The 15,337-nt window shown below is 68.0% G+C and carries 9 protein-coding genes and 3 pseudogenes; 4 read left to right on the top strand and 8 right to left on the bottom strand.

The features are described 5' to 3' along the window. Positions 1 to 111: 111 nt before the first annotated feature. The 3 genes and pseudogenes from ACZ44S_RS32865 to ACZ44S_RS32855 form a co-directional block, all read right to left on the bottom strand. On the bottom strand, positions 112 to 519 hold the full coding sequence (locus tag ACZ44S_RS32865) for a DUF427 domain-containing protein (RefSeq protein ID WP_466935700.1): 408 nt from the start codon (positions 517 to 519) through the stop codon (positions 112 to 114). Between the two features lie 104 nt (positions 520 to 623). Then, positions 624 to 746 (bottom strand): annotated as a pseudogene (locus ACZ44S_RS32860) (UBP-type zinc finger domain-containing protein); the annotation flags it as partial. 128 nt (positions 747 to 874) lie between these two features. Next, positions 875 to 1,354, bottom strand: a complete 480-nt coding sequence (locus tag ACZ44S_RS32855; protein WP_466935697.1) for a GNAT family N-acetyltransferase — start codon at positions 1,352 to 1,354, stop codon at positions 875 to 877. 29 nt (positions 1,355 to 1,383) lie between these two features. On the opposite strand from ACZ44S_RS32855, the pseudogene ACZ44S_RS32850 reads away from it, so the two are divergent. Beyond that, positions 1,384 to 1,589 (top strand): annotated as a pseudogene (locus ACZ44S_RS32850) (IS110 family transposase); the annotation flags it as partial. A gap of 800 nt (positions 1,590 to 2,389) precedes the next feature. Here the strand turns inward: ACZ44S_RS32850 and ACZ44S_RS32845 are convergent. Together ACZ44S_RS32845 and ACZ44S_RS32840 are read right to left on the bottom strand one after the other, a co-directional pair. Continuing rightward, entirely contained in the window at positions 2,390 to 2,542 is a 153-nt protein-coding gene (locus ACZ44S_RS32845) for a hypothetical protein (protein ID WP_466935930.1), read from the bottom strand. A gap of 281 nt (positions 2,543 to 2,823) precedes the next feature. Further along, a pseudogene (locus tag ACZ44S_RS32840) lies at positions 2,824 to 3,051 on the bottom strand (recombinase family protein); the annotation flags it as partial. A 1,241-nt stretch (positions 3,052 to 4,292) separates the two neighbouring features. Between ACZ44S_RS32840 and ACZ44S_RS32835 the strand changes: the two are divergent. Then, positions 4,293 to 5,234 carry a ParB/RepB/Spo0J family partition protein gene (locus ACZ44S_RS32835; protein WP_466935695.1) on the top strand — a complete coding sequence of 314 codons (942 nt, stop codon included), beginning with the start codon at positions 4,293 to 4,295 and terminating at the stop codon, positions 5,232 to 5,234. Between the two features lie 271 nt (positions 5,235 to 5,505). Further along, the gene (locus ACZ44S_RS32830) at positions 5,506 to 8,271 is read left to right on the top strand and encodes a helix-turn-helix transcriptional regulator (RefSeq protein WP_466935693.1); all 2,766 of its coding nucleotides are present in this window, start codon (positions 5,506 to 5,508) and stop codon (positions 8,269 to 8,271) included. A 94-nt stretch (positions 8,272 to 8,365) separates the two neighbouring features. On the opposite strand, the gene ACZ44S_RS32825 is transcribed toward ACZ44S_RS32830, so the two are convergent. Genes ACZ44S_RS32825 through ACZ44S_RS32815 form a run of 3 tightly spaced genes read right to left on the bottom strand, consistent with a single transcriptional unit; the run spans position 8,366 to position 10,281 of the window. Further along, entirely contained in the window at positions 8,366 to 8,878 is a 513-nt protein-coding gene (locus tag ACZ44S_RS32825; RefSeq protein ID WP_466935691.1) for a nuclear transport factor 2 family protein, read from the bottom strand. Continuing rightward, positions 8,875 to 9,063: a ferredoxin gene (locus ACZ44S_RS32820; RefSeq protein WP_466935918.1), complete on the bottom strand. Its 189-nt coding sequence runs from the start codon at positions 9,061 to 9,063 to the stop codon at positions 8,875 to 8,877. The genes ACZ44S_RS32825 and ACZ44S_RS32820 overlap by 4 nt, the downstream gene beginning before the upstream one ends. A 24-nt stretch (positions 9,064 to 9,087) precedes the next feature. Beyond that, positions 9,088 to 10,281 (bottom strand): cytochrome P450, encoded by a 1,194-nt coding sequence (locus ACZ44S_RS32815; protein ID WP_466935689.1) that lies wholly within the window; start codon positions 10,279 to 10,281, stop codon positions 9,088 to 9,090. A gap of 217 nt (positions 10,282 to 10,498) precedes the next feature. Here ACZ44S_RS32815 and ACZ44S_RS32810 point away from each other — a divergent pair. Beyond that, positions 10,499 to 15,337 (top strand): beta-ketoacyl synthase N-terminal-like domain-containing protein (locus ACZ44S_RS32810; protein ID WP_466935687.1); only part of this gene is annotated, 4,839 nt, incomplete at its 3' end.

Genomic DNA, 15,337 nt, shown 5'->3' with positions numbered 1-15,337 from the left:
GAACCGGCCGGCGGGGGCGGTGTTCGGTCATTGCGATGGCGCGGACCGTCTCGACGCGTCGAGGTGGAGGCGACTGCGATCCTCGGCTGAGCTGCTCTCACCGTCGCCGCCTCACCACAGGTTGGGTGCCCGAAGCGCCCTTGAACGGCCCATGCCATCTGCGGTGATCCAGCCGCCGTAGAAGTCGCCCTTCTGCGCCGTGACGTCCTCTCCGTCGACCGTACAGCGGTCCATGCGGCTCGGGTAGAAGGCAATGAAGTCGGCGAGAGGTGCGTAGCCGGGCTCAGGACGGGGGTGGCTCCAAGCGGCGCGAGCGCGCACGTCGTTTCCCACGACGACGTCCCAGTACCGGGCCGTCCCCTTCCATTCGCACCAGGTCCTGCCCGCGACCGCCGGGAACAGAAGCTCCGTACGGACGTCCTGCGGTGGAATGGAGAACACGGGGGGATGGCTGGTCTCCAGCACCCGGACGGCCCTGCGGGTCTCGGCCACCACCTGTCCGGCGCACTCCACCCGCACGACAGGTCGTCCTCCCGCATGACGGGCGGCTGCGGGTAGTCCCAGACCGACTCGCGCGTCCGTAGGGTGAAACGTGGCACAGGCTCTTCCAGCGGTTCCAGATACACCTCGTCCTCGTAACACCAGGCCCATTCCCGGTCGCCTGCCAGGTTGCGTGCCACCGGGTGTGCGCTGGAGTCGAAGTGGCTCGTGGCGTGAGCGCCGCGAGAGCTGTCGCTGCAGCCCACGTGGCCGCAGTCAGGCACAGCAGCAGGCCGGCCGGTGCGCGTTCGTGCGCCCCGCAAGCCACTTTCAAGGCCCGGAAGCTACCTGCCGAAGACTTCCACCAGCAGGTCGGTCGCGGTGCGGTCGGCGGCTACGGGATCAGGAACTCCAGCTCGGGGCGATCCCACATCACCGCGGGCGGATTCGCGGCGACGGTTCCGATGGTCTGTGCGCCCAGGCTGCGATAAAACCCCTCGGCGGGAGGGTGCGACACGACGCGGACGCGGTCGAGTCCAGCCGTGTGTGCCTCTGACTTCATGTGTCCGACGAGCAGGCGCCCGATGCCCCGGCCCTGTGCTTCGTCCGCGACGAAAAGCAGGTCCAGCTCCGCGGCTGCGAGGACCAACGCATAGAAACCGAGCACCCGCCCCGCGGGATCCGACGTGTCGACAGCGACGAAGACCCGGTGACTCTCGATGTAGTCCGGGCCCACGCGATAACCGGCGACCATCGCCGCGTACGGCCCCTCATAGGCGCGCGACCTGCGCACGAGCCGCGTGAGCCGCTTGGCGTCCTGGGCGACTGCCTGCCGTACGGCGACCGCGCCGGGCGTCCATGTAATGACCGACATTATGTAGAGGGTACTACAGGGGGAGTTTGGGCACCTCGGTCCGCGACGAACAACCTTCCGGACGCGGAAACAAGCAGCTCAAACGGGCTTTCTTCCTCTCCGCGTTCGCGGCCTTGGCCGACCCGGTCTCCCGGCCCGAGCCCTCCTCTGCCTCGCAAGGCGCCGAGCCGACGTGCTCTTCGCCATGCTCCGCGACGGAGCCTTCTCCGAACCCCAACCCGCTCTAACAGGTTGACGAAACCACTAGGCGCACCACCCGGTGGCGGGCGTGTCCTGGGGATGCTCCGGGGTCGCGCTGATCTCGGGGAGGAAATGCGCATGGTGAGTGGGGGTCGGCGGGCCGCATTGTGTGCGGTCGCGTTGCTGGTACCGGCGGGCTGCGGGCAGAGCGCGGCGCAAGCCCCGCAGGCGCCGTACGCGCGCGGAGGAAGTGCCGGAGAAGCTGGGTGCGGACGGCACGACCGTCATGGTGGGTGATCCGGCCGCCGAGACGGTCGTGCACATGTACGAGGACCCGCGTTGTCCGTACTGCCGGGACTTCGAGGTCAAAGGGCTGCGCGGCCCGTCGTTCGACGCGGCGGTCAGGTCCATGAAGTATCGATCCTTCGTGACCGCGTCTCAGAAGGCGTACGAGCGGGCCGGGGGAGCGGAGGAGCCTGAGGGCCACGGCACACCGACAGCCTTCGTCAACGACAGGCGTATCCGGTGGAGTACAGCGGCGTTCTCTACGACGGCGAGCGCTTCGGGCAGTTGCTGCGCGAGGTCGGTGCGGACCCGGGTGGCTGGGCGCACGTCCCGATCTGACCGCGCTCGCCGATTGCGGGCCGGTCCCAGCGGTTCTCGTCGACTGCGTCGTTGCCGGGCTTGGGCGTGGGGACGACACCTTCTCCTGGTCGGCCCGGTCCGTGGCGGTGCAGGTGCGGCGTTCGGACCCGGTCGGCTCGGGCTCGCGCGAGTGCTCCGCACAGTCGCGTGGTCGGCGAGGGCGGCGGTCGTGTGGGGGAGAGGGATGCCGTGGTGTTCGACGGCCAGTGTTCAAACGGTCAACACCTCGATCAGTTCGCGCCGATCGTATGCGCCGCCGACGCGGGAGGCGCAGGCTACGAGGACGTCGACGCCGTCGTAACTGCCGCGCAGCGTGCAGGGGTCGGCGAGACCACCGGGCACCCTGCTCTCCGCCCAGGACACCTTCGTGCGCTTCGCCGCCGTGGGACGACTGTGCCGTGCCGGCCGTGGAAACGAACTGCCCCGGTACCTGACGGACCCGTCCCGAGGCGTGCGCGTGACCGCGTGCCACGAACTCCGGGTGGAAGGGGTACGACCTCCGCGCGCACTACCAGGCACTGTGCTCCGACCGGCCACCGTCGTCCCGACCGCGGTCCTCGGCTTCGCCGAGCCGGGGAACCCCGATGACGCAGCCCTGCTGCCCCCTCCTCCGTCACCCGCACGCCGAGGTCCGTGAGGCGGTCGAGCTTCGAGACGACGAGGGTGTGGCCGGCGCGCACGGCTGCGAGGGCCTGGGCCAGGCCGGGCCGGTCGCCATTGGTTCCGGTCAGTCCGTGGTCCAGGAAGATCCGGCCCTCCGGGACGCCAGGCAGAGCAGGAGCGGTGCTGCCGCTACCGGACGTGATGACCGGCCGGATCAGCTCCCCCGCTTCGTCCGACAGATCACTCGGGCAAGGCTGCTGTTCGCCCATGCCTACCAGCAGACCGCAGGCTCAGCCGACCGCAAGCCCTCAAACCGGACAACACCACCGGCGACTCACATAACGCCCTGGTAGATACGTCCCCGCAAACGCGTGGGCCCCGGACCGGCGCCTGAAACATTCCGGTCGTAGGGAGGCGGGAAAACGTTCACCAGGTGCCATTGCTGTTGGAGAGGTGCAGAGCGCCTCGCCGACAGGCGCATCGTTCCCCTTCGTGGAACACCTGTATCGCCAGACCTTGACTCATTCTCGGCCTCTCAGCGATGTGGTCTTGCCGTACCGTCTTGAGCGGTATGCCCGAAAGTCTGGTCGGCGAAGACTCCTTGATGCGTTCTCGCCGACGTCAGAAAGGCTTCTCCCTGACCACCTCGAACCAACCGAGTGCACTGACTCGTCAGTAGTCCGCTCGCGTGCAGCGTCTCAGCGGGCTCCGGACGCATTCTCGGGCTGCGACGATGACCGTCGCTTCGCTCCCGTTGATCGACGGGAGGAGACGTGCCCCTCAAGCCGCGCATGTCCGTACCCAACGTGTGCGACGTTGCTCCGTACTGTCTCCGGCAGAGGCTCCTCGTCATCGGCGAAACGCCCGTCGTCCCCTGGGTGACAGGGCAGCTGCCCAGGTGATGCTCACTGGCGAGCAGGCCAGGTTGGGCAGCCTTGATGCCCAACCCGCCAGGCGATGTTCCGCAAGGACGTGACGGCTCAGGACTGTTCTCTCTGCCAACGTCGAGCGACGCCGGCCCGTGCGCCTCCGGGCCAAGGTTGCGTTGAGGGGCATGAGTGAACGGCCGAGTTGGCCGTGCCCTGATGACGTCCGCCGACCATCACCCCGCCAAGGCGCGGAGGGCGATTGATCGGTGGGTCGCTCAAGTTTGCCCCTGCTGTATGTGACCAGAACGGCCGACTTAAGGAGGGCGCCCATACGGGGATCAAATGTCCGAATGTTCCCATACGTCAGGTGTTTCGGGGGCTGCGATCGGATTGCCTGGACCCTTCCTTTGGGGGTGTCTATCATCAAAGTGAGCAATGTTGGCTGAGTAACAACTGGCCGTGAACGAAAGTTGGTGCATTTCTGCTGCAGTGCTGAAATTTCACGTGCTCTTTTTTGGTGTATCTCGTTCCTGAGTCCCAGTCGTGATTAGAGGTTGGAATTTCGAGCTGAAGCGGGGGAAGCTGTGGCCGAAGGCGGAGTGAATCATGTCGCCAGGCGTGAACGCTTAGAAGTCGTTCCTTTGAGCGAGCTGGTGCTTGCGGAGTCCCCTCGCCTCGGCGGTGAAGACGTGAATCACACCCGCCTGCTGGCTCAGATCGAAGTAGAGCTACCGCCCATCCTGGTGCACCGTGCCACGATGCGGGTCGTGGATGGTGTGCATCGAGTTCAGGCGGCGAGGCTACGTGGCGATGAGCGAATCTCTGTCTGCTTCGTCGAAGGCAGCAACGAAGAACTCTTCTTGCTGGCTGTCCGGGAGAACATATCGCACGGACTTCCCCTGTCGCTGGCTGACAGGGAGGCGGCGGCCGAGCGTATTCTGGCCATGAATCCTTGGTGGTCGGACAGGGCTGTCGGTGAGGCCTCGGGGGTTGCGGCAGGGACAGTGCGTCGGATCCGGCAGCGTTCGACTGCGTATCTTGAGCAGTCGAACATCAGGATCGGACGGGATGGGCGCGCTCGGCCCGTCAATGGCGAGGAAGGCAGACGGCGGACGATCGCGGTCATCTCCGAGCATCCCAAGGCGTCGCTGCGTGTCATCGCAAGCAAGGCAGGAGTTTCGGTCTCCACCGCCCACAGGGTGCGGACCGAGCTGGCTGAGCAGGGCGAGCAGGACGAGTCTCCCGTGATTACTGAGAGCGCCGTGCCGCCGACCGAGGGCAGCGCTCCCGAAGCAGCCGATGCCTCGGCCATACGTTCGGTGAGCGGCGACCGCGCGGGCCAGGGGCGCAGTGCCGATGATGCGGCCTGGGCCTCTGTGCGCCAGCGACTGAGGAACGACCCGGCGCTGAAGTACTCGGAGTCAGGTCGTGCGCTTTTGCGGTGGCTTGACGTGCATGCGGTTGAGGCTGACGAGTGGAAGCGGTTGGTGGATGCCGTTCCAGCTCATTGGGCGGATGTCGTGGCCGCGATCGCGCTGAACTGTTCCAAAGAGTGGCAGAAAATAGCCGATGAACTTCGGTGAAGGAGTCGTAAATTCCGCTCGCCGATCTGATTCTTTGATGGTGTGCGTGTGAAATTATCTGTGGTCTATCCGGAAAGGTAGAGTGCAGAAGTCCGACATGGGTAGGTCGAGGTGCCCTGCCCGGGTGTCGTGCCTGTGCCGGCTGAGATTGATCGGATCTTATCCGAAGATCAAGGGAGTTGTCGCGCGTGAGAGAAGTGTTTCCAGTGCAGTCCCGCAAGGGAACAGGTAAGGCAGAGGTCCCCGTATCGCCTTCGTGTGGTGCGCGCCTATGAACTTTGTGGATTGCGATTCTCAACTGTCCCAGTTGATCGGACTTCTCGACTTCTGTCGGCCAGGAGAGGGAACCGTGGCGGTAGTCACGTCGCCTATGGCCGCAGGGAAGAGCCGACTGTTGCAAGCATTCGCACAAGAGGCCCTGAAAGCGGGTGCCGTAGTAGTGTCGGCTACGGGTTCGTACGCTGAGAGCTCCCTGCCGTTGGGGCTGCTCGGACAGCTCCTGCACAACGCGCCGGCGCAGGGGGGAGACCCGTCCCCGCCCTTCGGCGAGCAGGGCCACGTGGCGCTGAGTTCGGCCTTGGAGGCTGGGGGGCGGGAGGGCGCGCATGCGATGGAAACCATCCGTGAGGCGCTCCTCTGCGTCGCGGGCGATCGCCCCATGGTTATCGAGGTGGACGACGCCGAGTACACCGACTCCTTGTCACTGAAGTGTCTGCTCTACTGCGTGCGCCGCATCAGATCCGCACCGGTCCTGGTGGTGTTGACCGGTACCGAGTCGCCCCGTCTGGACCGTTCACCGGAGCTTCGCGAGCTACTGGGGCTGTCCTACTGCCATCGCATACGGCTGCCCCTCTTGTCGGAGCGCGGTGTCGCCCGAGGGCTGCGCGACGAACTCGGTCTCGCCGACGCGGAGCGGCACGCGCCCGTCTGGCACAACCTGACCGGGGGGAACCCGCTGCTGCTGCGCGCCTTGGCGGAGGACCAGCCGGCCCACTCGGCAGCGGAGCGATGGCCGGGTGAGCCTGTGGTCGGGCCGGCGTTCCGTCAGGCTGTGCTGAGTTGTCTGGAGAGGTGCGCTCCCGAGACGCGCGCGGTACTGCACGGGATCGCGATCTTCAACGAGACTGTCCCTACAGCGCTGGTCGCCTCCCTGGTCGGTATGGACCCCGTGACGGTCGGACTGCATATCCACACGTTGAATGAAGCCGGCCTGCTGGCCGGAGGACGATTCAGGCACCCGCACGTCCGAACCGCGGTCCTGTCCGATGTGGAGCCTGAACAGCGGGCTCGTCTGCACCTGGACGCCGGCCGGCTCCTTCACGACGCCGGTGCGGCAGCGGTGACCGTGGCGAGCCATTTCATCGCCAGCGAGCGCACCCCTCCGGCATGGAGCCTGCCGGTGCTGCGAGACGCTGCTCGCTCCACGCAGCTCCACGACCAGGTAGACGTAGCAGTCCGGTGTCTGGAGTTGGCCCACAAGGTGGCGACCGATCCGGTTGACCGCGCGGTCCTCCAGGTGGCGGCAGTCACGGCCGAATGGCGGGTCGACCCAGGCCGGTCCATGTCCCGCCTTCCCGCCATCGCCACAGCCCTGCGCGCCGGGACCTTGCGCGACCACAACGCCGTGCTGGCCCTACGGGCGCTCTTGTGGCACGGCCGCGTGGAGGAGGTCGTCGACCTGCTGCACCGGACGGACGGAATCGACGACACGGGGGCACGGGAAGCGGTCGGGCGCTGGCTGGCCGCCTGCTTCCCGTCCGTACGCGAAGTCTCTGCCGAGGTGCCGGGAACGCAGTCGCCGCGGCCCTCGGCTCTGGTGGCCGGGGGGCCGGACACGACGGCGGCCGTAGCCCTCACGACAGTTCTGGGTGGTGGAAACCCTGATGACGGTGTGAGCCGGGCCGAGCAGGTTCTCGAATCGGCACGGCTGGACGACGTCACCTTGGAGCCCATTACCCTCGCCCTTCTGACGCTGGTCTATGCCGACCGGTTGGATGCGGCGAGCCGTTGGTGCGAGAGGCTGTTCGAGACGGCGAGGCAGCGCGATGCCACATGCTGGGCAGCGATGCTCGGTGCCGTACGCGGCGAGATCGCCCTGCGGCGTGGGGACCCCGACAGTGCCGAGCTGCTTGCATCGGCAGCGCTCCGGCGGATGTCGCCAACGGCCTGGGGTGTGGCCGTGGGGCTGTCCATGTCCGTGCGCGTCCAGGCGTTGTCGGTGATGGGACGGTTCGCGGAGGCTGAGGCGGTACTGAACGAACCGACGCCGGAGGCACTGCTCAAGAGTCGCTACGGTCTTGGCTACCTCTATTCGCGGGGGCGCCTGCACTTCACGATGCGACGGTTCCGCGCCGCACTCGATGACTTTCTGGCCTGTGGCGACCTGATGAAGTCATGGGAGATGGACCTGCCGGGGTTTATCCCCTGGCGCGCTGACGCAGCGGCTGCCTGCCTGCGCGTCGGCAAACCCAAGCTCGCTCGCCAACTCGTGCGGGATCAGATGGAGCGGCCCGGTGCCCAACAGCCGAGGCCCAAGGGCGGCCTCCTGCGGGTGCTGGCGGCGACGGGCGATCTCAAGTCCCGGCCCATGGTGCTGCGAGAGTCCATCGACCACTTGCAGCGTAGCGGGGACCGGCTGGAGATGGCGCATGCGCTGGCGGATCTGGCCCATGCTCAGCACGAGCTGGGCCAACTGGAGCATGCCAGGATGACATCGAAGTTGGCAGCCCAAATCGCGAGGGAGTGCAGGGCGCGACCGTTGTTGGACTCCCTGATCGGAAAAGTGCGTGATGTCGCGGACGACAACGGGGCGACCAAGGACACCGAAGGATTCACCGAGCTCAGCGAGGCGGAGTGGCGCGTCGCTACGCTCGCTGCTCGTGGGGACACCAACCGGGAGATTGCGCGACGGCTTTTCATCACGGTGAGTACCGTCGAGCAACATCTCACCCGTGTCTACCGCAAACTGGAAGTCATGGGGAGAGGCGATCTGCCCGCAAAATTCAACCAGATCACTGCCGGAGTGGGCAGTTACTGAATTGTGTGGAGAGGGAAATCGAAGTGGGTCTGCGGGATGCAGCCCCACTTCGCATGAGGGTCGGTTACTCGGCGCTCGAAGCCGGCGACGAGGATCACCGCCGCAGCCGTAGGCCGGCTGAGGCGTCGATGAGTCCGACGTCCGAACGTCCCCAGTAGATCCACAGAGCTTCGATGCGGGCATCCACGCTGGCGCGGATGACCCCGACGACCTCCAGGGTCAGGAGGGTGTGGCGCGGGCGGGCCGGCGCCTGGAGTGCTCCGTGGTGTACCAGGGTCGGCCCCAAGGGCAGATAGGTCATCTGGACGGAGACCGGAATGGCGGCGTGCCTGCCGTCCTGTGCGGCCACCGGCGTCCCGGGCATGTCGTAGGTGGCTGACTCGGCGGCGCGGGAGAAGTGGGCACGCAGCGCGTCGTGGCCGATCATCGGTGGTGAGCCGACCGGATCCTCCGCGTAGATGTCCTCGGTGTAGAGATCCAGCATGTGCTCGACGTCGCCCGTGTTCATCCGGCGGCAGTGTTCTTCCAGCAGCCCTTTGAGCGTGGCTTCGTCGTGTCGGTACTCGAGTGATCCCCCGCTGTGCAGGTCGGGTTGACGGTCCGTCATAAGCGCTCCCGAAGTTCGATGGCCCCGGACGGGCAGAGTTCCGCCGCCTCGCGGACAGCGGCGTGAGCCGCGACCGGTGGCTGCGCCGTCAGCAAGACCACTGTGCCGTCCTCGTCGGACTGATCGAAGACGTCAGGAGCGGTCAGCGCGCACACTCCGGATGAACAGCAGCGCCGCGTGTTCACAGAGATGTTCACGATTACCGCCCGCTACCACGTCACCGGCAGGGCGTTCACTCCGTAGACCGGCATCTCCCGACGCATCGGGACCTCCTCCGCCGGGACCGCCAGGCGGAGCGTCGGGAAGCGCCGGAACAGTGCTGTGTAGCCCACGCGCAGCGAACAGCGCGCGAGTTGTTGGCCGAGGCACTGATGTACGCCATGCCCGAACGCCATGTGCCCGCGTGCGCTGCGTTGCACATCTAGGGTTTCCGGGCTGTCGAAGCGCTGCGGGTCCCGGTTGACGGTCGGCAGTGAGACCGTGACCACCTCGCCCGCGGCGATGCGGTGCCCGTCGATCTCGACGTCCTCCAGTGCGGCTCGCACCGGCCCGGCCTGGAGGGGGGTCAGGTATCGCAACAACTCCTCGACCGCTCCCTCGATCAGCGCCGGATCGGCGCGCAGGGCAGCGAGTTGGTCAGGCTTCTGCAACAGCGCGTACGCGCCTGTGGCGATCATGTAAGCGGTCGATTCGAAGCCCGCCGTCAGCAGCAGTCCTGCCACGCCGGCCGCCTCCTGCTCGGTCACGGAGTCGCTGGCGGCCAGTCCGCTGAGCATGTCGTCGGTCGGCTCGCTGCGTTTGCGACGGACGAGGCCGTGGGTGTACTCGCCCAGCATGTTGTAGGCGATACCGACTTGTTCCGGACTGCTCGTGATGTCGACCAGCGCCGTCAGGTACTCGGTGAAGCGACTGCGCTCGTCGAAGGGCACCCCGAGAATTTCGCAGAGGACCAGGGCGGGCAGCGGCATGGCGAAGACCGGCAGCAGATCCACCGGCGAACCCCGGCGTTCCATCTCGTCGAGGTACTCCTCGGCGACCTCGGCGATGCGAGCCTCGATCGCCCGGATGCGTTTAACCGTGAACTGACCGGTCAGAAGCTTGCGAAGGCGCGTGTGGTCGGGCGGGTCCATGGTGATGAAGAAGCCGGGCTGGATCGGTTGTGGTCCCATGGCCCACACCGGGATCGGCGCCCGCCGCAGATCGCTGCGGGAACTGAAACGCGGGTCGCCGAGCACCGATCGCGCCTGCGCGTGACCCGTCACCAGCCACCCGACCGTGCCATCGGCGTAGGTCAGTCGGCTGATGGGCGTCTCACGCTGCAGACGGAGCAGTTCCTGCGGCACCGACAGCGGATGGGGCCGATCGATGGGTAAGGGCTTGGGCTCGGGCAGGGTCTCGGTCATTCGACACTTCCTCATTTCCCTCGCGCGTGGTGTCAATGTAATTCGGCGGCGCCATCCACTGAAGTCCCCCTGAGGGCATAGGGGTGCCAGGCCGAATAGGGGCCCCTGTATCCCTGCCTCGCCACCCCGATTCACTCGCGGTTTCCTTGTTGCCGACCGGTGGGGGTGTCAGTCTGAGGAACCGTCTTCTGGCGTATTCGCTGATAATGAGGTCGCTTTGACTGGGTCATCGCCTGAGTTCTCGTCGTCGGCCGACACCGGACAGATCGCGGTGGTCGGGGTGGGCTGCCGTTTCCCCGGAGCGAGCGGCCCCACGCGCTTTTGGGAACTGCTCCGCGACGGCGTGGACAGCATCGAGGAACGCACCTGGCCCCGGGACGAAGGAGGCGGGGCCGGCGCGGCGGACCCGGACGGCCAGGAGCCGACCGGCATTCGATGGGCCGGTTCGCTGGACGGAATCGACGGCTTCGACGCCGCGTTCTTCGGCATCTCGCCCCGCGAGGCCGCCGTCATGGACCCACAGCAGCGTCTGATGCTCGAACTGGCCTGGGAGGCTCTGGAGGACGCGGGCATCGTGCCCGGCTCCCTCAAGGAGACGCCGACCGGGGTGTTCGTCGGTGCGTTCGCCGACGACTACGCCAAGCTCACCGACCGGCACGGCACCGGCGTGATCACGCAGCAGACAGCCGCCGGACTCAGCCGAGCCGTCATCGCCAACCGAGTGTCCTACGTGCTCGGTCTCGGCGGCCCCAGTGTCACCGTCGACACCGCTCAGTCGTCCTCCCTTGTGGCCGTCCACCTGGCGGTACGCAGCCTGCTCGACGGGGAGTCGACCCTGGCACTGGCCGGCGGCGTCCACCTCAACCTGCTGCGCGAGAACGCGGTGGTGATGTCCAAGCTGGGCGGACTGTCCCCGGACGGACGCTGCTTCACCTTCGACGCGCGCGCCAACGGTTTCGTACGAGGGGAGGGCGGCGCCGTCGTCGTCCTCAAACCACTCGCACGAGCTCGCGCCGACGGCGACACCGTGTACGGGGTGATCCGGGCCACCGCCGTCAACAACGACGGCGCGACCGACGGCCTGATCGCACCCAGCCAAGCCGCCCAGGAAGGCGTCCTGCACGCTGCCTACGAGCGCGCCGGTCTGGCCCCGACCGCCGTGCAGTACGTCGAACTGCACGGTGCGGCGAGCGTGGCCGGGGATCCGGTCGAGGCGGCGGCACTCGGCGCGGTCCTCGGCCGCGAACGGTCACGGCGATCACCCCTGCGGGTCGGCTCGGTCAAGACCAACATCGGACACCTGGAAGGCGCCTCCGGCATCGCCGGCCTGGTCAAGACCCTCCTGGCGCTGCACCACCGCGAACTGCCGCCGAGCCTCAACCACGCCACCCCCAGCCCTCACATCCCCCTCGACGACCTGCGGCTGAGCGTCCAGACCGCAAGGGAACCCTGGCCCGCGACCGACCGGCCGCTGATCGCCGGCGTCAACAGCTTCGGGATGGGAGGCACCAACTGCCATGTCGTACTGTCCGAGGGGACGCCGGCGCCCGTGGCGGCAGGCGAGCCCGCCGAGGACCCCGACCGGATCCTGGCTCTTCCCGTATCCAGCCGCAGCCCCGCCGCGCTGGCCGCCCAAGCCGCACACCTGCGTGCCCATCTCGACGTGCACCCCGAGCATCCGCTCGCCGACCTCGCCCACTCCCTCCACTCCACCCGGACCGCCTTCGAGTACCGTTCAGTAGTCCTGGCCGGGAGCAGAAGCGAAGCAGCCGACGGGCTGGAAGCCTTGGCCCGCGAACCCTTCCTCGGTGCCCCGGGCGTGGTCCGCGGCGTGGCCGGAAGCGGAAAAGTGGCATTCCTCTTCACCGGCCAGGGCAGCCAGCGCGTCGGCATGGGACGCGAACTCCACCAGCTGCACCCCGTGTTCGCCGCCTCCTTCGACGAGACGTGCGCATTGCTGGACGAGCGACTGGCGGCCTATGCCGACCGGCCGCTGCGGGACGTCGTGTTCCCCGACGCCCCTGAGCAGGGTGCTCTGCTCGACGAGACCGTCTACACCCAAGGCGCGTTGTTCGCGCTCGAGGTGGCGCTGTTCCGTCTGTTCGAGCAATGGGGTGTGCGCCCGGACGTCCTGATGGGTCACTCCATCGGCGAAGTCGCCGCCGCACATGTGTCCGGAGTGCTGTCGCTGGCCGACGCATGCACGTTGGTGGCTGCCCGCGGCGGCCTGATGCAGTCGTGCTCCGGTGGCGACGGCGTGATGGTGGCACTGGAGGCCACCGAGGAGGACGTACGTCCGCTGCTCGACGGTACGGCCGGGCGAGTGTCCGTGGCCGCCGTGAACGGACCGCGCTCCGTCGTCATCTCCGGCGACGAGGACGCGGCCATGGACATCGCCGCGCGACTGCGGGCGGGAGGCCACCGGACGAAACGACTGGCGGTCAGTTGCGCCTCGCACTCCCCGCACATGGACCCCGTTCTCGACGAGTTCCGGTCGGTGCTGGAGAGCCTGACCTACCGCGCACCGCGCATCCCGATCGTCTCGACGCTCACCGGCCGCCTCGCCGACGCTTCGGAACTCGGCAGCCCCGAGCACTGGGTACGACACCTGCGCAACGCCGTGCAGTTCGCCGCCGGCATGCGGACCCTGCAAGAGCAAAAGGTCACCACGTACGTCGAGTTGGGGCCCGACGGAGTGCTGTGCACGCTCGGGCGGAGCTGTGTCGAGGGGGCCGCGTTCGCCATCGCGCTGCGCGGTGACCACTCGGAGGAACGCACCTTCCTCACCGCCCTCGGCACGACGTACGTCAACGGCGCGCCCGCGGACTGGAGCCGCGCACTGCCCGCCACCACGCCCCGTCGTGTCGCACTGCCCACCTACGCCTTCCAGCGCCGGCGCCACTGGCTGGAGCCGCAGACCCCCGACACACCGCACAGCCCCCAACCCGCGACCGCCACGCCGTCCCGGAGCCCGCAGCAGGAGCAGCCCGCCGCTGCCGACGGGCCACGCGCTTCTTGGGCCCGGCTGTCCTCGGGAGAACGCGGCCGAGCCCTGCACGACCTGGTACGCGGCCAGATCGCGGCCGTCCTCGGCCACGGCTCCACCGACGGCATCGAAACGGGCTGGACCTTCCGGGACCTCGGCTTCGACTCGATCGGCGCGCTCGAACTGCGCGACCGCCTCGCCACCGCCACAGGCTGCGACCTCGCCGCGGGCGTCCTGTACGACCACCCGACCCCGGCCGCCTTGGCGGACCACCTGGCCGGCCTGGTGGCCGGCACACCCGCCCCCCGATCCGTGCCGGCGGCGGCCACGGCCGGTGCCGGGGAACCGGTCGCGATCGTCGGTATGGCGTGTCGGTATCCGGGCGGGGTCGATTCGCCCGAGTCGCTGTGGGAGTTGGTGGACTCCGGTGGTGACGCCATCTCCGGCTTCCCCGTCGACCGCGGCTGGGACCTCACCCGCCTCTACGACCCGGACCCCGAACGGCGCAACGGTTCCTACACCCGCTCGGGCGGCTTCCTCCACGACGCGGCCGAGTTCGACGCGGAGTTCTTCGACATATCCCCCCGCGAGGCCCTCGCCATGGACCCGCAGCAGCGACTGCTGCTGGAGGTCTCCTGGGAAGCGCTCGAGCGAGCCGGCATACCCGCCCGTTCCCTGCGCAACACACCCACCGGCGTCTTCACCGGCGCCACCTTCCTCGACTACGGCCCGCGTCTGCACGAAGTCACCGGTCCCGCCGAGGGATACGCCCTCACCGGCACCACCATCAGCGTCGCCTCCGGGAGGGTCGCTTTCGCTCTCGGCCTCGAAGGCCCCGCCATCACCGTGGACACTGCCTGCTCGTCCTCACTCGTGGCCCTGCACCTGGCGGCCCAGTCCCTGCGGAGCGGCGAGAGCGACCTGGCCCTCGCGGGTGGCGCCGCCATCATGCCTACACCCGCCATGTTCATGGAGTTCAGCCGTCAGCGGGGGCTGGCTGCGGACGGTCGGTGCAAGTCGTTCGCCGCGGCGGCCGATGGCACGGGCTGGTCCGAGGGTGTGGGTGTGCTGGTGCTGGAGCGGTTGTCGGATGCGGTGGCCCGGGGGCATCGGGTGCTGGCGGTCATCCGTGGTTCGGCGGTGAACCAGGACGGTGCGTCGAACGGGTTGACCGCGCCGAACGGTCCGTCGCAGCAGCGGGTGATTCGTGCGGCGTTGGCGAGTGCGGGGCTGGAGCCGTCGGATGTGGACGCGGTCGAGGCCCATGGCACCGGCACCCGGCTCGGCGACCCCATCGAAGCCGAAGCACTGCTGGCGACCTACGGCCCAGGACACAGCCCCGAGAAGCCCCTGCTGCTCGGCTCGGTCAAGTCCAACATCGGGCACACCCAGGCGGCGGCGGGTGTGGCGGGTGTGATCAAGATGGTGATGGCGATGCGGCAGGGGACGTTGCCGCGGACGTTGCATGTGGATGAGCCGTCGCCGCATGTGGACTGGTCGTCGGGTGCGGTGTCGCTGTTGACCGAGTCGCGGCCGTGGGAGGTGGGGGAGCGTCCGCGTCGGGCGGGTGTGTCGTCGTTCGGGATCAGCGGCACCAACGCCCACCTCATCCTGGAACAGGCCCCGCCGCCCCAGGCCGGCCAACCCGCGGCGGCCACCCCGCCCCACCGCATGCCTCTGCTGGTGTCGGGCTCCTCGCCCGAGGGCACCCTGCGTCTGGCCGAGCTCCTGCGCGGCCGGCTGTCCGCTGACCGGGGGCTCGAACTCCCCGCCATAGCCCGGTCGTTGGCCGCGACACGATCCCCGCTGCGCCATCGCGCGGTCGTGCACGCCGCAGACGCCGAGCAGGCCATCGAAGGACTGAACGCCCTGACTGCCGCGTCTCTCAGTCGCGCACGTGACGGTGTGCGTCTGGGTGTGGTGTTCGCGGGTCAGGGGGCGCAGCGGTTGGGGATGGGGCGGGGGTTGTATGAGGCGTTTCCGGTGTTCGCGGGGGCGTTTGATGAGGTGTGTTCCTTGTGGGATGCGCCGGTGCGGGATGTGGTGTGGGGTGGGTCGGAGGGGGCGCTT

The organism is Streptomyces malachitofuscus, assembly GCF_055571035.1.
Note: the sequence above shows the minus strand (reverse complement) of the source record. Positions and strands in the feature narration are given on the sequence as shown.